The sequence below is a fragment of the Streptomyces sp. NBC_00572 genome, assembly GCF_026341815.1.
Lineage (GTDB): Bacteria > Actinomycetota > Actinomycetes > Streptomycetales > Streptomycetaceae > Streptomyces.
The window spans coordinates 592,153-614,228 of record NZ_JAPENX010000002.1 but is presented as its reverse complement, the minus strand read 5'-3'; the positions used below and the strand labels follow the sequence as shown (position 1 = coordinate 614,228).

The 22,076-nt window shown below is 70.3% G+C and carries 13 protein-coding genes, 1 pseudogene and 1 riboswitch; of the genes and pseudogenes, 8 read left to right on the top strand and 6 right to left on the bottom strand.

Annotated features, from left to right (window positions below; genetic code table 11):
• Nucleotides 1-78 precede the first annotated feature (78 nt).
• The 7 genes and pseudogenes from OG514_RS35045 to OG514_RS35015 form a co-directional block, all read left to right on the top strand.
• A complete protein-coding gene (locus OG514_RS35045) occupies nt 79-948 on the top strand; it encodes a xanthine dehydrogenase family protein subunit M (protein ID WP_266901672.1) in 870 nt (289 codons plus the stop codon).
• Nucleotides 948-1,484 carry a (2Fe-2S)-binding protein gene (locus OG514_RS35040; RefSeq protein WP_266901670.1) on the top strand — a complete coding sequence of 179 codons (537 nt, stop codon included), beginning with the start codon at nt 948-950 and terminating at the stop codon, nt 1,482-1,484. Before OG514_RS35045 ends, OG514_RS35040 begins: the two co-directional genes overlap by 1 nt.
• Nucleotides 1,485-1,489: 5 nt before the next feature.
• Nucleotides 1,490-3,877 (top strand): xanthine dehydrogenase family protein molybdopterin-binding subunit, encoded by a 2,388-nt coding sequence (locus OG514_RS35035; protein ID WP_266901668.1) that lies wholly within the window; start codon nt 1,490-1,492, stop codon nt 3,875-3,877.
• 87 nt (nt 3,878-3,964) lie between these two features.
• Nucleotides 3,965-4,600 carry an SRPBCC family protein gene (locus OG514_RS35030; RefSeq protein ID WP_266901666.1) on the top strand — a complete coding sequence of 212 codons (636 nt, stop codon included), beginning with the start codon at nt 3,965-3,967 and terminating at the stop codon, nt 4,598-4,600.
• Nucleotides 4,601-4,696: 96 nt separating this feature from the next.
• Complete coding sequence (locus tag OG514_RS35025) at nt 4,697-5,704, top strand: helix-turn-helix domain-containing protein (RefSeq protein ID WP_266901664.1); 1,008 nt, start codon at nt 4,697-4,699, stop codon at nt 5,702-5,704.
• 213 nt (nt 5,705-5,917) lie between these two features.
• Nucleotides 5,918-9,757 (top strand): S8 family serine peptidase, encoded by a 3,840-nt coding sequence (locus OG514_RS35020; RefSeq protein WP_266901662.1) that lies wholly within the window; start codon nt 5,918-5,920, stop codon nt 9,755-9,757.
• Between the two features lie 519 nt (nt 9,758-10,276).
• Nucleotides 10,277-10,783: pseudogene (locus OG514_RS35015) on the top strand (SAM-dependent methyltransferase); the annotation flags it as partial.
• A 219-nt stretch (nt 10,784-11,002) separates the two neighbouring features.
• Here OG514_RS35015 and OG514_RS35010 read toward each other — a convergent pair.
• The 5 genes from OG514_RS35010 to OG514_RS34990 all read right to left on the bottom strand — a co-directional run bounded on the left by OG514_RS35010 (nt 11,003) and on the right by OG514_RS34990 (nt 17,580).
• Nucleotides 11,003-11,599, bottom strand: coding sequence for a snapalysin family zinc-dependent metalloprotease (locus OG514_RS35010; RefSeq protein ID WP_266901660.1), 597 nt, complete (start codon nt 11,597-11,599; stop codon nt 11,003-11,005).
• Between the two features lie 260 nt (nt 11,600-11,859).
• Nucleotides 11,860-12,228 (bottom strand): PRC-barrel domain-containing protein, encoded by a 369-nt coding sequence (locus OG514_RS35005; protein ID WP_266901658.1) that lies wholly within the window; start codon nt 12,226-12,228, stop codon nt 11,860-11,862.
• 188 nt (nt 12,229-12,416) lie between these two features.
• Complete coding sequence (locus tag OG514_RS35000) at nt 12,417-14,306, bottom strand: propionyl-CoA synthetase (protein WP_266901656.1); 1,890 nt, start codon at nt 14,304-14,306, stop codon at nt 12,417-12,419.
• Between the two features lie 280 nt (nt 14,307-14,586).
• On the bottom strand, nt 14,587-16,917 hold the full coding sequence (gene metE, locus OG514_RS34995; protein WP_266901654.1) for a 5-methyltetrahydropteroyltriglutamate--homocysteine S-methyltransferase: 2,331 nt from the start codon (nt 16,915-16,917) through the stop codon (nt 14,587-14,589).
• A gap of 163 nt (nt 16,918-17,080) precedes the next feature.
• A riboswitch (cobalamin riboswitch) is annotated at nt 17,081-17,303 on the bottom strand.
• Nucleotides 17,304-17,385: 82 nt separating this feature from the next.
• On the bottom strand, nt 17,386-17,580 hold the full coding sequence (locus OG514_RS34990) for a lipopolysaccharide assembly protein LapA domain-containing protein (RefSeq protein WP_266901652.1): 195 nt from the start codon (nt 17,578-17,580) through the stop codon (nt 17,386-17,388).
• Nucleotides 17,581-18,144: 564 nt separating this feature from the next.
• Here OG514_RS34990 and OG514_RS34985 point away from each other — a divergent pair.
• Nucleotides 18,145-19,128, top strand: coding sequence for a hypothetical protein (locus tag OG514_RS34985; RefSeq protein ID WP_266901650.1), 984 nt, complete (start codon nt 18,145-18,147; stop codon nt 19,126-19,128).
• Between the two features lie 351 nt (nt 19,129-19,479).
• Here OG514_RS34985 and OG514_RS34980 read toward each other — a convergent pair whose 3' ends face one another.
• Complete coding sequence (locus OG514_RS34980; RefSeq protein WP_266901648.1) at nt 19,480-21,921, bottom strand: polysaccharide lyase 8 family protein; 2,442 nt, start codon at nt 21,919-21,921, stop codon at nt 19,480-19,482.
• Nucleotides 21,922-22,076 lie beyond the last annotated feature (155 nt).

Below are 22,076 nucleotides of genomic sequence, written 5' to 3'. Positions count from 1 at the left end.
AATCATTTAAGGTACTAGATAAGTTGGCCCGTGTGGAATGCCACGGCGCGACGACAGGAGAGGTCCGGTGGCAGCAGGTTGAAACCCATACCCTTCGACTACACCGCCCCCAGCACCGTCGGCGAGGCGGTCGCCCTCCTCGCCGACGAGGAGCGGGAGGCCAAGGTCGTGGCGGGCGGCCAGTCCTTGATCCCCATGCTGAACATGCGTCTCGCCAGGCCCGAGGTGCTCGTGGACATCACACGGATCCCCGAACTCGGCCGGCTCCACGTGGACGGGTCGGGCGACCTCCGCATCGGAGCCGCCGTACGGCAGGCCCACGCCGCCGCGGACAACGCGGTACGGGACGGATGGCCGCTGCTCGCCGCCGCGATCGGCCACATCGGACACCCTCAGATTCGCAACCGCGGCACCGTCTGCGGCAGCCTCGCCCACCACGACCCGGCCGCAGAGCTGCCCACCGCGGTACTGGCCCTGGACGCCCGCTTCGTGATCACGGGTCCGCGGGGCACCCGTACGGTCATCGCCGAGGACTTCTTCGTCGCCACCTTCTCCACGGCAGTCGAAGCGGACGAGCTCCTCACCGAGGTCGTCTTCCCGCCGCCCCCGGCACACCACGGCTGGGCATTCGAAGAACTGACCCGCAGACACGGCGACTTCGCCACCGTCGGCGTGGCCGCAGTCCTGGAACGGGACACCGCCACCAACACCTGCCGCGCCGCCCGCGTGGTCTTCTGCGGCGCCGGCCCCGTCCCCGTACGACTGCCCGCTGTGGAAGATGCGCTCGTGGGGAGCGACATCGGTGAGCAGGCTGTCGCCGCAGCGGCCAACGCCGCACTCTCCCGCCTCACCCCTTCCGACGACGTCCACGCCACCGCCGAGTACCGGCGCGAGGGCGCCGCCCACCTCCTCGTCCGCGCCTGCACCACCGCCTGGGAGCGTTGCTGATGACCCCCTCGGTCCCCACCCCGCTCGGCGCGCGCACACCGCCGCTCGCCGAGCCCTCCGCCTGGCACGAGATCAGCCTCACCGTCAACGGACGGCCTGTCACCGCCCAGGTCGAATCGCGGCTGCTGCTCAGCGACTTCCTGCGCGACCGGCTCGGCCTCACCGGCACCCATGTCGGCTGCGAACACGGAGTCTGCGGGGCGTGCACCGTTCTCGTCGACGACGAGCCGGTGCGCACCTGCCTGACCCTGGTTGTGCAATGCGCCGGTGCCGAGCTCCGCACGGTAGAGGGCCTAGCCCCCGCCGACGCCCCACTCACCCCGGTGCAGCGAGCCTTCCACGAGTGCCACGGCATGCAGTGCGGTTTCTGCACGCCCGGATTCGTCATGACGGCGACCGCCCTGGTCGAACAGCACGAGCGCCCCGACGAGAAACAGGTCGCCGACGCGCTCAGCGGGCACCTGTGCCGGTGCACCGGCTACCGCAACATCCGCCGTGCCGTGTGCCAGGCACTCGACGAGCGATTCGGGGAGTGACCCGCATGTCCCACGATTCCGACCGGGCCCGGTCCGGCGACGGCGGCTGGATCGGCCGTTCCGTCCCACGCGTCGAGGACGACCGGCTGCTGCGCGGCAACGGCCGCTACGTCGACGACATCGCCCTCCCCGGCGCCGTCGAGGCCGCCTTCCTGCGCAGCCCGCACGCCCACGCCCGCATCGAGTCGGTCGATGTGACCGCGGCCCTGGCCGCACCAGGCGTCGTCGCCGTGTGGACAGGCGACCACGTGAGGGACCTGCCCGCGATGCTGAACAAGGAAGAACTGCGCACCCCGCCGGGCCTCGCCGAACTCCTGGATCCGCTGGTCCGGATGACTCCCATGCCCTTGCTCGCCCGCGACAAGGTCCTCTACGTCGGCCAGCCCGTCGCCGTCGTCCTCGCCGAGAACCGCTACCTTGCCGAGGACGCCCTGGAACTCGTCGAGGTGCGGTACGCCCCGCTGCCAGTGCTCGTCGACCCCGAACATGCCCTGACCGAGGGCGCGATCCGGCTCCACGAGGACCTGCCGGACAACACCGCAGTCGCCGTCGCCACCCGCGTCGGCAACCCGGATGAGGCGTTCGCAGGCGCGCACGCCGTGGTCAGCGAACATTTCGAGGCCCACCGGTACGTCGCCTCGCCGATCGAGACCCGCGCGATCTCGGCCCAGGTCGATCCGTACAGCGGCCGGCTGATCGTCTGGTCGGGCACCCAGACCCCGCACCGATTGAGGGACGCCATCGCCCACACCCTCGGCCTGGAACCCGCCACGGTCCACGTCATCGCGGCCGACGTCGGTGGGGGCTTCGGCCAGAAGGGCATCCTCTACGTGGAGGAACTCCTCATCCCGCACGCCGCCCGTCACCTCGGCCGCCCCGTGCTGTGGCGCGAGGACCGCAACGAGAACCTGACCGCCTCCTCGCACGCCCGCGAACAGATCCACCGCATCGAACTCGCCGCGGATGCCGAAGGCCGCCTCATCGCCGTACGCGACCGCATCACCGTCAACTTCGGCGCGTACAACATGACCGGGCTGGTCGTGCCGTACAACTCGCTGTGCCACCTCCTGGGCCCCTACCGCGTCCCGAACGTGCACATAGACGTCGTCGGCGTGCTCACCAACACGACCTTCGCCACGCCCTACCGGGGAGCCGGACGTCCGGAGACGGTCTTCGCCATGGAACGGGCCATGGACCGGCTGGCCGCAGAACTGGGCATCGAGCCCGAGGAGCTGAGGGCGCGCAATCTCGTGCGGCCCGACGAGATGCCGTACGCGACCGGCCTGGTGGACCGCTCGGGCAAACCGCAGTCCTACGACTCCGGGGACTTCCCCGAACTCCTACGCCGCGCCGTCGCGAAGGCCGACGTCGATCAGGTACGGGCCCGACAACGCGAAGGCGCCCGCGACGGCAAGCACGTCGGCATCGGATTCGCCATGTACATCGAGGCCACCGGCCTCGGACCGTTCGAGACCGCGCGCATAGACATCGCTCCCAGCGGCCGGGTGCGGCTCGCCATCGGCGCCCCGTCCCAGGGGCAGGGCCACCGCACCTCCATGGCGCAGATCGCCGCCGATGCCATCGGAGTGCCGCTCGATGTGATCGACGTGATCGGCGGCGACACCGAAGCCACCCCGTTCGGCGTGGGCACCATCGCCAGCCGCGCCCTGGTCAACGCCGGAAACGCCACCCACAGGGCCGGCCGGCTCGTCCGCGAGAAGATCGTCGAAGCGGCAGCCCGCCGCCTCGGTGTCGCGGAAGGCTGCCTCGACCTGAGCGACGGCATCGTGCGGGCCAAGGAACCGGGCGGCCCGTCCATCAGCCTGGCGGAACTGGCCGGGAAGGCACCGCTGCCCGGCACCCCCGAACCCACCGACGGCCGGCACGGCACAGAGATCAGCGAGACCGTGCACTTCCGCCCACCGGGCTTCGCGGTCGCGAGCGGAGCGCATGCGGCCGTCGTCGAGGTCGACGAACACACGGGCGAGATCGAGATCCTGCACTACGTCGTGGTCCACGACGCGGGCAACATCGTCAACCCGATGATCGCGGAAGGACAGGTCACCGGCGGCATCGCGCAAGGAATCGGCGGAGCGCTGTACGAGGAGATGGTCTACGGCCCCGACGGTCAGCCCCGCACCGGCACCTACATGGACTATCTGGTGCCCACGTCCTCGGAGATCCCCGACCTCGACATGGACGAGATCTTCACCCCGAGCCCCATGAACGACCTCGGCGTCAAGGGACTCGGCGAAGGCGGCGCGATCGCCCCCCAGGCCGTACTCGCCGGCGCCGTCGAGGACGCGCTGCGCCCCTTCGGCGCGGTCGTACGACGCGGCCCCCTCTCACCCAGTCGGGTGCGCGCACTGATCCGTACGGCAGCCGGCACCTGAGTCCGCCCCGCACCTGAGTCCGCCCGCACCTGCACGGGCTCCGCATCCACGGCCGTCCCCGGCCGGTCGCCCCCTGATTGGACAACCATGCAGCTCGATCACTCCTTCACCGTCCCGGCCCACCCCGACGACGCCTGGAAACTCTTCCAGGAACTCGACCGGGTCGCGCCCTGTATGCCCGGCGCCGTGCTGGACACCCTCGACGGCGACTCGTTCACCGGCCGCGTCAAGGTCAAGGTCGGCGCAGTGCAGATGAGCTACCGCGGCGAGGGCACCGTCACCCGCGACGCCGCCGCCCGCTCGATGCTCCTCGACCTCAGCGGGAGCGAGACCCGCGGCGCGGGCACCGCGTCGGCCTTGGTCACCGCGACGCTGACCGTCGACCCGGCCGGCACCCTGGTGCGCGTACGCACGGACCTCGACATCACCGGCCGGCCGGCACAGTTCGGCCGGGGCATCATGACCGAGGTCGGCGACCGCATAGTCCGGCAGTTCGCCACCCGACTCGAAGACCTTCTGCGGGACGCCGGGCCTGCCGCGTCCGCGGTGCACACGACGGGCACAGCGGACACCCTCCAGGGCCGACGCGCGACCGAGCCGGAAGCCATCGACCTCGGTGCGGCGGCGCTGCCCGTGCTGCTCAGGAAGGCCGCGGCACCCACGGCGGCCGTACTGCTCGCGGTGGTGATGATCCATGCGCTGAGGCGGCGCTCCCGCAGATGAAACCCTACGGCGCAGTCGCCCCGGGCGCGGACCACGGTTCCTGGGGGAGCCGTCCGCACAGAAGCCTCGCAAGGAATCGGCTAAGAAAGGACATGCATGCTGGAGGCGCTGGGCCTGAGCACGGCCGAGTCTCAGGTGTACCACCTGCTGGTGGGGTGTGGCCGAAGCCGGGTCAACCGCGTGCGGCAGCTGCTCGGGCTGAGCGGCGAACACCTCGACGAGGCGCTGACAGGGCTCGCGGACAAGGGCCTCGTCACCATCACCGACGACCGGCCCGCGCAACTCATACCCGCCCCACCGGACATTGCCGGCGAAACGCTGCTGCAGTTGCGGATGAACGAACTCAAATCCGTCAGAGGTGTGCTGAGGCAGCTCACCAAGGAGTACCGCACCGCGCCCGGGACCGCCTCTCTGGAGGAGATCGCCGAGATCGTGCCGGACGAGACGCTGGCGCAGCGGTACGAACAGATCCAGCGCCGCGCGCGCAAGGAGGTGCTGCGCTTCGACACGGCGCCGTATCTGGTGGACGAGGACGTCAACGCGGCCGAGCTCGAACAGCTGACCGCAGGCATTCGCTACCGCACGGTGTACGACCGCGCCGCGATCGAGGAGGACGGCGCACAGGGGGAGATGCGCCTGTATGCGGATGCCGGTGAACAGGCTCGTGTGCTCGGAAGGGTCCCCGTCAAACTCGTCATCGTCGACAGATCCGCCGCCCTTGTGGCACTGCGGACAGACGGCGGGAGGCCGCCGGGTGCCGTCGTCCAGATCCACCGAGGGCCCCTGCTCGATGCCCTGATCGCACTCTTCGAACTTGCATGGGCGTCGGCACTCCCTCTGGACCCGCGGCTTGCCGACACACGCGGCAGGAACGAACTCTCGGGTGCGGAGATCCAGCTCCTGATCCTGCTGCTCTCCGGTCTGACCGACGACGCGATCGCCCGGCAACTGGACATCGGCAAGCGGACGGTCAACCGCCGAATCCGCGGCCTCATGGACCTGGCCGGCGCCTCGAGCCGCATGCAACTGGGCTGGCAGGCGTCCGAGCGGGGCTGGATCACCCCATCCGACGTAGATCGGACGCAAACGAACACCTCCGCATAAGGCGGTCCTTGGCCCCTTCGGCGGGTCACCGTCATGCCGCCAACTGGCGATGATGCGCCAGTTGGCATGTATGCGCCACTCGGGCTCTGGGTGGCTCCCTGACCGGACAGCTAGGTTCCGGTTGGCGCGTCATCGGCCGGACGTTCGGTCGGGACTCTTCAGGCATCAACTGCCGTGACGCGCCCATTCGTTGAGCTCTTGAAAGGACACCTGATGCAGACAGCCCGCCTCAGACGACGGCGCAACGCCCTCGTCAGCGGGATCGCGGTGACAGTCGCACTGTCACTGACGAGCCAGCTCCCGACCGCGACCGCAGCGACACCCCAGGACCTGAGCGATCGGCCGGTTCTGCAGCAGGGGGCGACCACATCGGCCGTCACCCTGATCACCGGCGACACCGTCTCGCTCACCACCGAGCCCGGCGGCCGTCAGGCGGTGCAGGTCCACTCGGCAGAGGGGACATCCAAGACCTTCGAGTCCACCAGCGGCCAGAACGGCGATGTCTACGTCTACCCGGACGTCACGGCAACGGCGCTCGCCTCGGGCACGGTGGACCGCGAGTTGTTCAATGTCAGCCGGCTGATACGGGACGGATACGCCGACACAGAGTCCGCCGAACTTCCCGCCATCGTCGACTTCCAGGGCGCGCCGGACGCCGCGGCGCTGCGAGTGAAGTCCGAGGATCTGCCGGGCAGCGAGAGCATGCGCGTCATGCCCCGGCTCGGGCTGTCCTCGGTCCACGTCCACAAGCAGTACGCAAAGGACTTCTGGCAGTCCGTCAATCCGAAGGCGGGCAAGACCCGCGGCGCGACGATGCCCGGCGCGGCCGGGGTGACCAAGCTCTGGTACGACGGCAAGGCCGAGGTCGCGCTGGATCAGAGTGTGCCGCAGATCGGCGCCCCGGAGGCTTGGGGCAAGGGGTACGACGGCAAGGGCGTGAAGGTCGCTGTCCTGGACACCGGTGCCGACCTGAACAACGCCGACATCAAGTCGGAGATCGTCGGGAGCCAGAGCTTCATCAGCGGTCAGGGGGTCCAGGACGGCCATGGTCATGGCACCCACGTCGCGGCCACCGTCGCGGGCAGCGGCGCCAACTCCGGCGGCAAGCACAAGGGCGTCGCCCCGGGCGTCGACCTGCTGATCGGCAAGGTGCTCAGCAACACCGGCCAGGGCCCGACCTCCAGCATCCTGGCCGGGATGGAGTGGGCCGTCGCCCAGGGAGCCGACATCGTCAGCATGAGCCTCGGCGGCGACGACGCTCCCGGTGAAGACCCGCTCACCATCGCGGTCAACTCGCTCAGCGCCTCCTCGGACACCCTGTTCGTCATCGCCGCGGGCAACAGCGGCCCCGGCGACAGCACCCTCGGCACCCCCGGCGCCGCCGACGCGGCCCTCACCGTCGGCGCCGTCGACAAGTCCGACGAGCTCGCCCCGTTCTCCAGCCGCGGCCCGCGGCTCGGCGACATGGCGATGAAGCCGGAGATCACGGCGCCGGGTGTGGCCATCGTCGCCGCCCGCGCGGCCGGCACCGCCATGGGCACCCCCGTGGACGCCAACTACACCTCGGCCAACGGCACTTCGATGGCCACCCCGCACGTGTCCGGGGCCGCCGCGATCCTGAAGCAGCGCCACCCCGAGTGGTCCGGGCAGCGCATCAAGGAGGCCCTGACCGCGCACGCCAAGTCCGCCGCCGGGCAGACCGTCTATCAGCAGGGCTACGGCCGGGTCGACATCCCAGCCGCGCTCGACCCGTCGGTGGAGCTGTCCGGTACGGCCGACTTCCGCATCATCCCGTGGCAGAAGGACACGTACGAGAAGCGGACCCGCACCCTGAGGCTCCGCAACAACGCCACGACCGACACTGTCGTTGCCCTGGCCGCGTCGGCCGAGGACGCGAGCGGCACCGAGGTCCCCGCAGGCTCGCTGTCCCTCTCGGGAGCGGGTCTGTCCGACGGGCGGCTCGCCGTCCCGGCCGGCTCCACCGCCGAGGTGAACGTCATCCTCGACCCCAACGGTCTGGCGACCGGGCTGTACAGCGGCTCCGTCACCGCCACAGCCACGAGCGGTGAGTCGGTGCACGCCGCACTCGGCTTCGCCACCGCCGTCGAACAGCACGACGTCACGCTGAACGTCACCGACCGCTTCGGCAAGACCCCCCGGGCCTTCAAGTTCACCCTGCACGGGCTGGACAACACCGTCTGGGAGACCCGGACGCTGTACGACACCGGCGTGGTCACCCTGTCAGTGCCGCTCGGCCACTACTCCGTCGAGGGCTCGGTCTTCTCGGCGGCTCCCACCGGCGGCGCGGTCTCCCATGCGGCAGACCTCTTCACCGCCCCGAACATCGAAGTCGCCGACCGCGACCAGAGCTTCACCGTCGACGGCACCACCGCCACCGACCTCAGCGTGAAGATCGACGGTGATAAGCGGCCGCTGGAGTCCGGCCAGGTGGCACTGCAGATCGTCCGCGACGACGGCACGATCAACAGCCACTCCAACTTCGTCGGCGTCAGCGGGTCCGCCAACAGGTCCGACACCAAGTTCGGCGCCATTCCCAGTGCGGGCGCCACCTCCGGTGCACTGCGGGTGGAGACCTTCCTGCACCGGCGCGAGCCGCTGGTACAGCTGGAGGTCACCAGCCCCGGGCGCCTCAGCATCCCGCTGAAGTCCTCGGTTCTCGCGAAACGGTTCGAGGGCACCGAGCGCACCGAACTGGTCGACCTCGGCGCGGGCACCGAGCAGGACTTCTCCGGTGCCGACGTCAACGGCAAGACTGTCCTGGTCTCCGTGGCCGACGTCACCAAGGCCGATGAGCAGGCCGTCAGGGCCGCGGCCGCCGGGGCCGCCGCGGTGATCGTGGCGCCCGCGAACCCGGGTCCCAGCGGCAGCGGCGTTCCCGCGGGCCAGGCCGTCCCGGTCGCCCACGCCACGTACGACAACGCCGCCGGCCTCAAGGCACTGCTGGCCAAGGGCACGGTCCGGATCGCCCTGAAGGGCGTCCTGGAGTCGGGCTACACCTACGCGCCGCACTTCACCGACGACCACATCCCCGCCGACCTCGCCAAGACCGTCGCCGTCGGAGACTTCGCCAAGGTCAGGAACACGTACCACTCCGACGGAGCACGACGCCTCGGTGCCGAGTACCTGCCGGCCTGGGGTCCGAAGCAGTGGACCGCGATCAGCGACGGGCAGCCCCTCTACCAGGGCACCAGCCGCGACGACCACTTCCTGGCGGGCACCGGCGTCTCCTACATGCCGTCGGTGGGGGCCAACTTCCATACCTCCACCTGGACGATGGCCGATCTGCGGAGCACCTTCGGTACACCGGGCAAGACCTACACCCGCAGCTGGTTCGCCGGTCCGACGCGCCTGTCACCGTACGAATTCGGACCGTGTGTGTTCTGCCGCACCGACGTCTGGCAGAAGCTGCCCGGCGGCAGCGGTGCCGACAACGAGCCCACCCACACCCTGCGGGGCCTGACCAACACCTGGAGCTTCTACCTCAACGGGCAGCCGATCACCGGCTTCGGTCAGCTGGTGCCGGAGAAGGCGGACTACCGGTACGTGCTCGACCAGAAGCTCGCCACCGATGTCCCGGGCGTCACCCTGGGCCGCCAGATGCGCACCGAGTGGAACTTCAGCCAGGCGGCACCGACCACCATGGCCGTCAAGGACTGCGACACGGCGTTCATTCCCAAGCCCAACGTCTGCGAGCCCATGCCGGTGGTCCTGCTCGACTACGACCTGCCGCTGAACGAGCTCAACCAGGCGCGGGCAGGCCTGCCGTTCACCTTCACCGTGGACGGCGCCAGGGCCAAGGGCTGGACCGGCTCCGCCGCGATGGCCGGCGCCAAGGTGTCGGTGTCGTATGACGACGGAGCCACTTGGAAGTCCGCCAAGGTGCTGCGCAAGGACAGCAACTCCTTCCAGGCTCTGCTCTGGCACCCCAAGCTCGCCGACACCAACGGGTACGTGACGCTCAAGACCGAGGCCTGGGACGCGGCAGGCAGCCGCACCGTCCAGACCATCACCCGCGCGTACGCCCTCAAGTAGGGCGACACTGAGCAACACGCATGCAAAGTGGGCCCCCCGGGCGGTGACATCCGGCGGGGGACCCACGTGCCGGTCCGGCAACTGGCCACGTCGGACGGCCGCATACGCGCCTCGCCACCTGTCTCATCGCCCACAGACACCCCAGCCGGTCGAGTGAAAGAGGCCGTCCGCAGACCGGGACCCGGCCGTCAGCGTGTTGTATGTAGCGCTCGATCGCTGCCGGCGTTCCGAACGATGTGGATCACGCAGCATAAGAGCGAAGCCGCGGCAGAGGCCAGGGCTGATGCCCGGGAGTCACAGCCACTCGTTGATGGCGGCGACGAGGACGGTCGCCTCGTAGCGGACGGTGAGCTCGTCGTATCGCGTGGCAACAGCCCGGTTCCTCTTGAGGCGGTTGATCCCGCACTCGACCGCGTGGCGCTCGCGGTAGTCGGCCCACCTCCGTGGCGGTCATGCGGACCCTGCCGCGAGATGTGGCGGCGTTCACTGGACGCTAGGGGGAACTGGAGCGCCTGACCCGCGCCGCGGGTCCGGGGTGTCGTGTACGTGGACAACGACCCGCTCGTGCTGGCGCACGCCCGTGCGCTGCTGGTCGGGACGCCCGAGGGCCGCACCGACTACCTGGACGCCGATCTGCGGGACGTCGACACGATCCTGGCCGCCGCGGCGAAGACGCTCGATCTCTCGCAGCCGGTCGCTCTGATGCTGCTCGGGGTGGTCATCTTCGTCGAGGACGACGAGGAGTCGTACGCGATCGTCCGCCGGCTCATGGACGCGCTCGCCCCCGGTAGTCACCTCGTCCTGTCCCACACGGTCACGCACCCCGACATGCCGGACGTCGACGCGGCCGTGGCGTTCTGGAACGAGAACGGCACGCCGAAGCTCACCCAGCGGACTCCTGCCGCCGTCGCGCGCTACTTCGACGGCTTGGAACTGCTCGACCCCGGAGTGGTGTCCTGCTCCGCGTGGCGGCCGGAGGCGCCGACGGCGGATGTCGCGATGTACGCGGGCGTCGGCCGTAAGTAAGGGGGGCACGCCCCTCCGATGACAGCCCCCGCATGACCGGTGAGGCACCGGCACTTCTGTCTGACGGAGGGGTCATTCGACGGACTCGGCCGGTCCATGACCCTGCCCTCTGCCGGGTTCCACCGCCGTGCCGTACGGCGACGGCAGGGCGCCCGATCGTGGACTCCGATCGGGCGCCCTGCCTTTCCGGGCCTCGGCTACGGGGCTTCGGTCACGCGCTTACGGGGCGTCCACGAGGGTTCGGCCGTCGGTGGCGATGAGTGCGGCGGCGCCGTTGGCGTAGGCGGACTCCACCCGGGCCTGCTCGGTCGCGTCGGGGATCGCGTTCACGCACGCCGTACCGGCGCTGGACCCCGACATCAACTGCGAGCACGGGCCGGGCTTGGTGTCGGGGAGGCCCAGGCTGTGGCCGAGTTCATGGGCGGCGATACGGGTCTTGTCGTACCCCTGGCTCACCGCCTGACTCCCGAGTTCGACACGGACCTGCCTGCCCGGACGGACGGGCCCGAGCGTGGCCTGGGGCCAGCCGGTGGTCGCCACGATCACGATCTCCGCCCGGGTGCCCGGCGCGGCCTCGACCAGCTTGACGTTGTCGACGTTCGCGTTCCACGAGGCGACGCCGGCGGCGATGGCCGCCTCCCAGCCTCCGGCCCTGCTGTCGTCGTAACGAAGTGTCACCACTGCCGACACGCTCGCCGGCGCCGTCGACAGCTCCGTCGTGGGCACGGGTGCGGCGTTCGCCGTGGTGGCCGTTGCCGTGGCCAGGACGACGGCGACGCCGACGGTGGCCGTCTTCAGCCATGTGTAGAGCGACATGCTGCTCCTTCACTCGTGGGGGGACCCGGAACCTCGCGGAACCGGGAGTGCGGGAGGGGTGGCGCTGGTACCGGTCGACCTGGCGGTCGGATCGCCGATCCTCCGGGGCCTTCCGACGGTATGCTCCCGCGCCCCCTCACGTCATGCACCTGACACGTCAACTTTGGTCAACTTCATTGTCCTGAAGGGGAGTTGGACGGGTGAGTGTAGACGACGGAGGGCCCGAACTCGTCGAGTTCGGGCCCTCCGTCGCGCGAGGTTCAGACGATGCGGTTACCGAACGGGCCGCCCAACATGTAATAGGTGCCCAGCTCGTGGCGGTAGGCGGGGTCGTCCAAGTGCTTGTCGCGGTGGAACTCGGGAGCGTCCTTGATCTGCTCCTTGGTCCCGTCGACGAAGATCTTCCGTTCGTCCAGATCGATCCGGACGACGGTGCCGGCCGGCAGGAGGACTTCCTTGCCGAAGATCCAGGCGCCGGTGTCCACGACCAGATAGGCGTCATCGACCTCGTCGGAGTGCTTGTCCACCTTTCCGATGCCGCCGTCGGTCGCCTCGACCTTGTAGCCGGTCAGATCGGTACCGGCCAGGTGGCCCGCGGTCGACTTGTAGCTCCACACGTGCTCGGTCACGCGAAAACAACTCCTCCGGTAGGCAGAGGGCGGTGTGAGGTTCCCCGCCGCCCTCTCTTTTCCGTGTGTCGTACGCGGCGGGTGGCGTGCCCGCCTGAACTCCGCCTGCCCCGGCTTCGGCACCCCATGCCCTCGATCGCCGACGGGATCACTTCCCCCGCTTCAGCGCGCGCGTGGCCGAGACCGGTTCATGGGGTGTGACCCGTGCGTCGGAGAACGGGGCGCAGGGCGTCGATGACGCTCGCGTCGTCGACGGTGGAGGGGATGGGTTCGTCGTGGCCGTCGGCGATGCCGCGCATCGTCCTGCGAAGGATCTTTCCCGAGCGGGTCTTGGGCAGGGCGGCCACGACCGCCACGTCCTTGAGGGAGGCGACGGCGCCGATGCGGTCGCGGACGAGCTCGACGAGTTCCGCCTCCACCTCACCGGGATCGCGGGCGACGCCGGCTTTCAGGACGACGAAGCCCCGCGGTACCTGTCCCTTGAGGGGGTCGGCGACGCCGATGACGGCGCATTCGGCGACGTCGGGGTGGGCGGCCAGGGCTTCTTCCATGGTGCCCGTGGACAGCCGGTGTCCGGCGACGTTGATGACGTCGTCGGTGCGGCCCATGACGAAGATGTAGCCGTCGTCGTCGACGTGCCCGCTGTCGCCCGTGAGGTAGTAGCCGTCGTAGGCGGACAGGTAGGAGGCGACGTAGCGGTCGTCGTCGTTCCAGAGGGTGGGGAGCGCTCCGGGTGGCAGGGGGAGTCCGACCACGATCGCGCCGTCCACGCCCTCGGGTACCGGCTCGCCCGAGGGGTCGAGGACACGGACGTCCCAGCCCGGCAGCGGGCGGGTGGGGGAGCCGGGTTTGACGGGGACGGCCTCGATCCCGACCGGGTTGGCGACGATGGGCCAGCCGGTCTCGGTCTGCCACCAGTGGTCGATCACCGGGACCTCCAGGAGCGCGCTCGCCCAGCGATGGGTCTCGGGGTCGAGACGCTCGCCGGCGAGGAAGAGGTAGCGCAGGTGGGAGAGGTCGTGGTCCGTGGCGAGCGTTCCCTCCGGGTCCTCCTTGCGGATGGCACGGAAGGCGGTGGGCGCCGTGAACATGGTCTTGACGCGGTAGTCGGCCGCGACGCGCCAGAACTGGCCCGCGTCCGGTGTGCCGACAGGCTTGCCCTCGTACAGGACGGTCGTGGCGCCGACCAGCAGGGGACCGTAGACGATGTACGAATGACCGACGACCCAGCCGACGTCGGATCCGGTGAACATCGTCTCGCCCGCGCCGATGTCGTACACGGCGCCCATCGACCAGTGCAGGGCGACCGCGTAGCCGCCGCAGTCACGCACCACTCCCTTGGGCTTCCCGGTCGTTCCGGACGTGTAGAGGATGTACAGGGGATCGTTCGCGAGTACGGGAACGCATGCGGCCGGCGATGAGGCGGCCACCAGGTCGGCCCAGTCGAGGTCGTCGGGCCCCAGCTCGGCCCGTGCCTGCGGCCGTTGCAGGATCACGCTCTTCTGCGGCTTGTGGGCGGCGAGCTCGATCGCCCGGTCGAGCAGCGGCTTGTACTCGATGACACGCTTGCCCTCGATGCCGGAGGAGGCGGAGACGACCACCTTGGGGGCGGCGTCGTCGATGCGGAGGGCGAGTTCGCGCGGGGCGAACCCGCCGAAGACGACCGAGTGGACCGCGCCGATGCGCGCGCAGGCCAGCATCGCGACGGCGGCCTCCGGAACCATCGGCATGTAGATCACCACCCGGTCGCCGCGCCCCACGCCGAGCCGGGCGAGCGCCCCGGCGAAGACCGCCACCTCGTCCCGCAGCTGCGCGTAGGTGTAGGTCCGCCGGGTGTCGGTGACGGGGGAGTCGTAGACGAGCGCGGGCTGGTCGCCGCGGCCGGCTTCGACGTGCCGGTCGAGCGCGTTGAAGCAGACGTTGAGCCGCCCGTCGGGAAACCAGCGGTAGAAGGGAGCGCCCGAGGAGTCCAGGGCTCTTTGCGGAACGACATCCCAGTCGATGCCCCTGGCGGCGTTGAGCCAGAAGTTCCCGGGGTCTTCCATGCTGGCGCGGAAGACATCCTCGTACATTCCCATCACGGACTCCTCTGTCGCGTCAGGGTTCCTTCGCCGTGGGGCGGGACTGCGGCCGCGTCTGCCGGCTGCGGCGTACAGCGCGGGGGCGGGCCACGCCTACCGTATGTCGACCGGCAGGGTCGAGCGGAGCACCGGTGACGTGAATTCGACAACGGGTCGGCGCCCGAAACTCGACAAGGCCGGGCGTCCGCGACCTGTGGCCGTGGGGCCGGGGCGGGGCGGGGCGGGGGGTGCCCGATCCGGGTCGGGCGTGCGGGGCGCCCGACCCGGACCTGCGGGATCAGGCGGGTCCGTCGGCCTCGGCCAGGTCCGCGCGGACTTCACGGGCGGCGGCGACGAGGTTTTCGAGCGAGGCCCTGGTCTCGGGCCAACCTCGGGTCTTCAGGCCGCAGTCGGGGTTGACCCACAGGCGCTCGGCGGGGATGGCTTCGAGTCCCTTGCGGAGGAGGGCGGCCGCTTCCTCGGTGCTGGGGACGCGCGGGGAGTGGATGTCCCAGACGCCGGGTCCGGCCTCGCGCGGGTATCCGTGCTCGGCGAGTTCGTCGGCGACCTGCATGTGGGAGCGGGCTGCCTCCAGGCTGATGACGTCGGCGTCGAGGTCGTCGATGGCCTGGACGATGTCGCCGAACTCGGCGTAGCACATGTGGGTGTGGATCTGGGTGTCCGGCCGCACGCCGCTGGTGGTGAGGCGGAAGGACTCGGTCGCCCAGGCCAGGTAGCCGGCATGGTCGGCGGCGCGCAGCGGGAGGGTCTCGCGCAGGGCCGGTTCGTCGACCTGGATGACCGATGTGCCCGCCACCTCAAGGTCGTTGACCTCGTCACGCAGGGCGAGTGCCACCTGCCGGGCGGTCTCCCCGAGCGGCTGGTCGTCGCGTACGAAGGACCAGGCGAGCATGGTCACCGGGCCGGTCAGCATGCCCTTGACGGGCTTCGAGGTCTGCGACCGGGCGTACGTCGTCCATCGCACGGTCATCGGTTCGGGGCGGGAGATGTCCCCGGCCAGGACCGGGGGCCGGACGTAGCGGGTGCCGTACGACTGGACCCAGCCGTGCTGGGTGGCCAGATAGCCGGTGAGCTGCTCGGCGAAGTACTGCACCATGTCGTTGCGTTCGGGTTCGCCGTGCACGAGCACGTCGACGCCGGTCTTCTCCTGGAAGGTGAGGACATCACGGATCTCGTCCTTGATCCGCTCCTCGTACGCGGCGGCGTCGATCCGGCCGGCGCGGAGGTCGGCGCGGGCCACGCGGAGCTCCTCGGTCTGCGGGAACGAGCCGATGGTGGTGGTCGGCAGCACGGGAAGCCCCAGGAGGGCGCGCTGGGCAGTGGCCCGCACCGCGTACGGCTGGGAACGCCGACCGTCCGCGTCGGTGACGGCCGCGGTACGGGCGCGGACCGCGGGGTCGCGGGTGAGGGCGGAGCCGGCTCGGGAGGCGAGGGCGGCGCGGTTGGCGGCCAGCTCGGCGGTGATCACGCCGGTGCCCTGGGCGAGTCCACGGGCGAGGGTGGAGACCTCGGTGGCCTTCTGGCGGGCGAAGGACAGCCAGCGACGGATCTGCGGGTCGACGTCCCGTTCGGCGGTCGCGTCCAGCGGCACGTGGAGCAGCGAGCAGGAGGCGGCGACGTCGACCCGGTCGGCGAAGCCGAGCAGGGTGCCGAGAGTGGCGAGGGACTTCTGGTAGTCGTCGATCCAGATGTTGCGGCCGTTGACCACGCCCGCGACCAGGCGCTTGCCGGGCAGCCCGCCGACCGCGGCGAGGTCGTCGAGGTTCGCGGCGGCGGCCCCGGTGAAGTCGAGGGCGAGACCTTCGACGGGGGCTGCGGCGAGTACCGGGAGGGCGTCGCCGAGCCGGTCGAAGTACGAGGCGACGAGCAGCCTGGGCCGGTCGGTGGCACCGCCCAGGTCGCGGTAGGCGCGGGCGGCGGCGTTCAGTTCGGCCGGGGTACGGTCCTGGACCAGGGCGGGCTCGTCCAGTTGCACCCACTCGGCGCCGGCCGCGCGGAGTTCGGCGAGCACCTGGGCGTACACCGGCAGCAGCCGGTCGAGGAGGGTCAGCGGCTCGAAGTCCCCGGCCACGCCGGGGGCGGGCTTGGCGAGCAGGAGGTACGTGAGGGGGCCGACGAGGACCGGTCGGGCGGCGTGCCCGAGGGTGAGGGCCTCCTTCAGCTCGGCGACCTGCTTGGCGGAGTCGGCGGTGAAGACGGTGTCGGGGCCGAGCTCGGGGACCAGGTAGTGGTAGTTGGTGTCGAACCACTTGGTCATCTCTAGCGGGGCGATGTCCTGGGTGCCGCGGGCCATCGCGAAGTACCCGTCGAGGGCGTCCGCCTCGACGGCGGCGCGGTGGCGAGCGGGGACGGCGCCGACCATGACGCTGGTGTCCAGGACGTGGTCGTAGTACGAGAAGTCGCCGGTCGGTACTTCGTGGATGCCGGCCTCGGCCAGCCGCTGCCAGTTCGATCGGCGCAGGTCGGCCGCGGTCCGCCGAAGGGCGTCAGCGGTGACGCGGCCCTTCCAGTAGCCCTCGACGGCCTTCTTCAGTTCGCGGTTCTGCCCCTGGCGGGGGTACCCGTACACGGTGGCTCGTGCTGCCGCGGCTGCGGGCTTCGGTGTCACGGAACTCTCCTTCGCGAGATGTGTCCAGAACATCCCGGCGACGGAACGCGGACGCGAAGGAGACGGCAGAACGGGCGGCCCACGTCGCGGAGGGTCCCGCACGTGCCGCTCGCTGTGTACGCCGACCCGCCCACGAGGTCACCGAGAAAGCCGCACGGGAATCGTCCACGCGCGGGCAACGGGCAGGTCTTCGGACTCACGGGCACGCCCTCCTCGTGGAGGACACCTACTGGCCGTCGCTTCCCAGGACCGTTGTCCGGTCCCAGTGCGTATGACGGCGGTCGTTCCCGCTCACCGCTGCGGGGCAGTCCCGGATTCCCACCGGGTTCCCTCTTGCGACGCCTCCCGCCTGGCGGACGGGGCGAACCAGCTGCACCGCTACCTTAGGCGCGCGAACGAGGACTGCACACCTCTGACCGCATGCCGGACCGTGAACAGGGCGTCCGCGATCTCGTCGACCGCACCGCCTCACCGTTGTGCGCGGCGCCGGGCGATGAGCAGGCCGAGGACGACGCCCACGAGGAGGGTGACGGTGAGGACGATCCAGAGCGGAAGCGTGACCGTCGGGATCCACAGTCTGACGGTGACCGAACCGGTATTGGCCGCGATGAACCAGATGGCCAGGGCGGCGAGAACCACGAAACCGATGGTGCGCACGCGCATATCCCGCCCCTTGACTGTCAAGGTCGACGGTTCATGCGGCTTCCTTGTGGTTTTCTGGGACATAAGGTCCATTATCGACCGATCTGCGCGTCTGGTCGACCGCGCCGTCCACGGTCGTCTGCCGCAGATCGAGCATCAGCCCGCCTGGGCGACGACGGAGACCGCGCTCCGCGGACCGTCACGGTCGACACGGAGGCCTTCGCCCCGTGACACCGCCTGCACGCGCGGGTGGTCCGGCCTCTTGACGCCCCTTGTGTGGTCTCCCTACTGTCGCGCCAGAATTTCGAATGCATGACGAAATATCGAACGAGCGGCAAGGGGCAACCGCTGTGCGGATCGCGGGAATCAGCACGCATGTCGTCGGCGAACCCGAGGCACCGCTGGGGCCGTAGGCCGCGGGCGACCGATCCGGAGGCCGGGCGGCCGCCCCGCCTCATCCCGTATCCCGTGGGCCCCCCCGGTGCCCCGGCCCATCCCGTGGGCCCACCCCGGCGCCCTGACCGAGGAAGGTCCGTGTCCATCACTTCGAACAATGTCCGATATCTCGAACGCGAAGGACTGTCTGTGACCGACGCTTACTCCCCGACCCCCCGCCGCCCCGGCGAGCACGTGCTCGCCGCGCTGGGCCTCGGCGCCCCGGCCTTCTCCCCCGCCGACGCCTCGCCGCACACCTTCCCCGGGGGCGGCCGCTGGCGTACCGAGATTCCGTCCTGCGAGGGCCCCGAGGCGCTGGCCGTGGTCCTGGCGGAGGCCGAGCGGCTCGACGTGCCGGTGCATCGGATCAGCCAGGGCAGCGGCGTGTGGATGCTCACCGATGCCGAGATCACCGAAATGGTCGCCGAGACCACCGAACGCGCCGTCGAGCTCTGTCTCTTCACCGGTCCGCGCGGCACCTGGGACATCGGCGGCTCGGTGCGCACCGACTCGCGAGGAGCCGGACCGCGTGCGCGTGGCCACGACGCCGTCGCGGGGTGCGTCGAGGACGCCGTCCGGGCCACCGAGCTGGGTGTGAAGTGCCTGCTCGTCGCCGACGAGGGCGTGCTGTGGGCGCTGCACCGGGCGCGCCTCATGGGCATCGTCCCGGCCGACACCACGCTCAAGGTCTCCGCGCTGATCGGCCCGGTCAACCCGGCCTCGTACGCGGTGTACGAACGGCTCGGCGCCGACTCGATCAACGTGCCCAGCGACCTGACGCTCGATCACCTCACCGGCATCCGGCGGGTCTCCGCCGCCCCCATGGACATGTACATCGAGGCCCCCGACGACCTCGGCGGCTACGTGCGGATGTACGAGGTCGCCGAGCTGATTCGGCGCGGCGCACCGCTCTATCTGAAGTTCGGCCTGTCCAACGCGCCCGGGATCTACCCCTACGGGTCCCATCTGCGGACGCTCGCCCTGGACACCGTCCGGGAGCGGGTGCGGCGCGGCCGTCTCGCCCTGGACCTGCTCGCCCGGCACGGCGCGGACGGCGCGATGGCGCCGCTCGGTTCCCGGCTGCCGGGGTTCCTGAATCGCTTCGATCTCAACGACGAGAAGAACGAGGACTGATGACCATGCACAACCGCGAGCCGTCCTGACCGGCGCCCTGGCCCTCGCCGCCTGCGGGCAGAACGCCGAGGGGCGCCCTGGGTGTCGCAAACCCCCACGTCGTCACGGAGGTTGACGACGAGACCGGCACTCGCGCGCGGCTTGGCCGTGTCCGGGGCCCAGGTCACGGCAGGTACGAGGCGCCCCACGACCGCCCCTCCCTCGTGCTCGAAATCTCAACAACAGACCGGAATGACGGACACAGGCAACTGACAGACGCCGCCTCTGTCAGGAGGTCCTGCCAACACCTCGCCCCATCGTCCCCCCCCCCCGTGAACGACGAGCCGCGGAGGCCCACCTCCGGCCCGGGCATCAGCCGAGGCGGACCGTGACCCTCTGGGGTGCGCCTGCCTGGCCGGTGAGGTCGCCGAAGGTGAGCTTCAGCGAGGGGCCGGTGGTCGCGGCGGTGACCGTGGCGGGCTTGGAGAGCACCTTGCCCACCCTGCGGTTCCAGTCGATGTCCAGGGAGGTGGCCTGCCGCGCGGGGTCCGAGACGACGACGGTCGCCGTGCCGTTGCGGTGCTCCCGTACGAGGACGGAGGCGGGGGCGCTCGCCCGGAGACGGTCGACGGTGCCCGCGGCCCAGAAGTTCACCGCGGTGAGGCCCAGCCTCGGGACGCGGACGCCCTGCTGGGCGCCGGTGTTGGCGAGGATCCGCAGCCATCCCCGGTCGTGGGCGCGGTGCGCGGTCGTACCGGCGCTCGCTCCCGGCAGCAGGACGTAGGCGTAGTCGCCGTCGGTCGGGTCGATGCCGTGGTCGGTGAAGAGGGTCAGATAGCGGCGGGTGATCGGGTCGGGGGAGCCGCCGGTGTTGATGTCCCGCCAGGAGCCGGTGCGCTCCTCGCGTACCGCGGCGAGCCGTGCGCCGCCGGGGAAGACGTAGCCCGCCTGACCGGCGATGTGGGCCCATTCGGCGTCTTCGAAGGTGGCCGTCCAGCCCTGTGTCACCGGCTGCGGGCGGCCGTCGACGGTGAGTACCGGGGCGCCGGCGGCGCCGAGGGCGCGGTTGTCGACGGTCGTCTCGACGGCGTGGCCGTCCGTGGAGGTGATGCCGGCGCCCAGGCAGACGATGGAGTCGTCGAGGCAGAACCAGGACTTCTTGGCGCTCATGGTGCTGGACAGGCCCTTGAGGTGCTGGCCGACGGCGGCGTATTCGCCGTCGGTGCTGCCGCCGACCCAGGCGGCGTCCGGCATGGGCTGTCCCCAGTTGCCGCCCTCGCCGTCGGCGAGGGGCTTGCGTGATGCGGTGATGCCGGGCAGGCGGTACGGGTCGACGGTGGGCCAGTAGGCGTCCGAGTACTGCTCCAGGCCGAAGTCGCTGCCCCACCAGGAGAGCCAGCCGGCGCCCGTGTGATAGCCGCGGGCATGCTCGCCGTTACCGAACTCGTAGTGGGCGATGCGGTTCGAGGCCATGGAGAGGGAGGCCGCCCAGTCGCGACGGCGGTGGGTGGCTCGTGCCATGTTGGGGAACAGCCGGTGCTCGACGGGCTCGGGGGCGGCCTTCACGGCGGTGTCGTCCCGCAGCGCCTGCAGGAGCGATGCCCTGATCAGGCTGAGGCCCGGGTTCTTGAGCGCGGGGTAGTAGTAGTCGCGCTGCAGCCAGCCCTTGACCATCGCCCGCCAGCGGGCGTTCTCCTCGGGGCTCGCCCCCTGGCCGACCAGCAGGATGGTCGCCATGAGGCCGTGGGCGCGCTGGTGTTCGTTGGTGCCGATGCGGCTGATGCCCCGGCTGCTGACGTTGTCCATGATCAGGCCGTTGTAGATGAACGGTGCGACGGCCTTCTCGATCGTGTCGAGGAAGAGCTGGGTACCGGTGTCCTTCACCTCCCAGCTCGACCCGCGCAGCAGGGCCAGCAGTCGGCCCACACCGTCGTGCAGCACCGCGCCGTAGCCGCCGATGTAGGGGACGTTGCGGTGCTGGACGAACGATCCGTCGTCGTAGAAGCCGTCTCCGGAGGTGACGTACGGGAACACCGGGGCCAGCGCCCGGGACGCCAGCGTGATCTTGCCCGTGTCCTTGCCGACGATTCCGCGCAGGATGACTCCGCGGCACAGGTCGACCCGATTGGCGCCGGTACTGGTCCCGGTGTAGGAGGCGAAGACCGAATCCGGCACGAACGCGTCCACGGCCCGGCAGTAGGCGGCGATCTGCGTCGCCGACAGGTGGTCGTACATCAGCACGCAGGTGTCCATGAGCGCCTGCGGAGCGCCGATCTGCCAGTTGTACCAGTTGCCGTACCGCGTCGTGTTCTCGTTGTAGACCTCGGAGTGGAGGTGGTCGAGTCCGGTGAGGACGGCGTCACGCAGTCCGGCGTCCCCGGTCAGTCCGGTGCCGGGCTGGGAGTACGCCTCGGCCATGGTGCGCAGCCGGTTGTAGCTGTCGTTCATGGTGGCCGAGAAGGCGTAGGACTCCGCGTCGAGGTCCGGCTCCGGGTCGGCCCAGGAGCGGCCGGGCCAGAGTGAACCGCTCGCCGGGGCCATGGTCGCCCGGTAGCCGGCCGCGGTCGTGCCGAGGCCGCTGAGGATGGTCCGGTACGGCTCCGCGGTCGGGCTGAAGCCCGTACCGAGGATGAGGTCGCGCCATGTGCCGCGCAGCGCGTCGAACTCCGCGTCGGACGCCGAGGTGAACGTCCCTTCGGCACCGGGGACTTCGGAGGCGCCGGACGGGTGCGCGAGCGTCCCCGTGAGTCCGAGGGCGAGTGCGCCCCCACCGGCGGCATGGAGGAATGTGCGGCGACGCCAGGGAGATGGCATGGGAGACGACCTTTACGGGAGGAGCGCGTCGTTGCCTCGGCGCTGTCGCTGGCTCGTAAGCGTGGGGTTTCTAACACGCAGAAAACCAAGAGAGCAACGGTTTGGACAGGAACCGCCAATGATTGTCCATTCGACAAGAAACAGACAGAATCGAT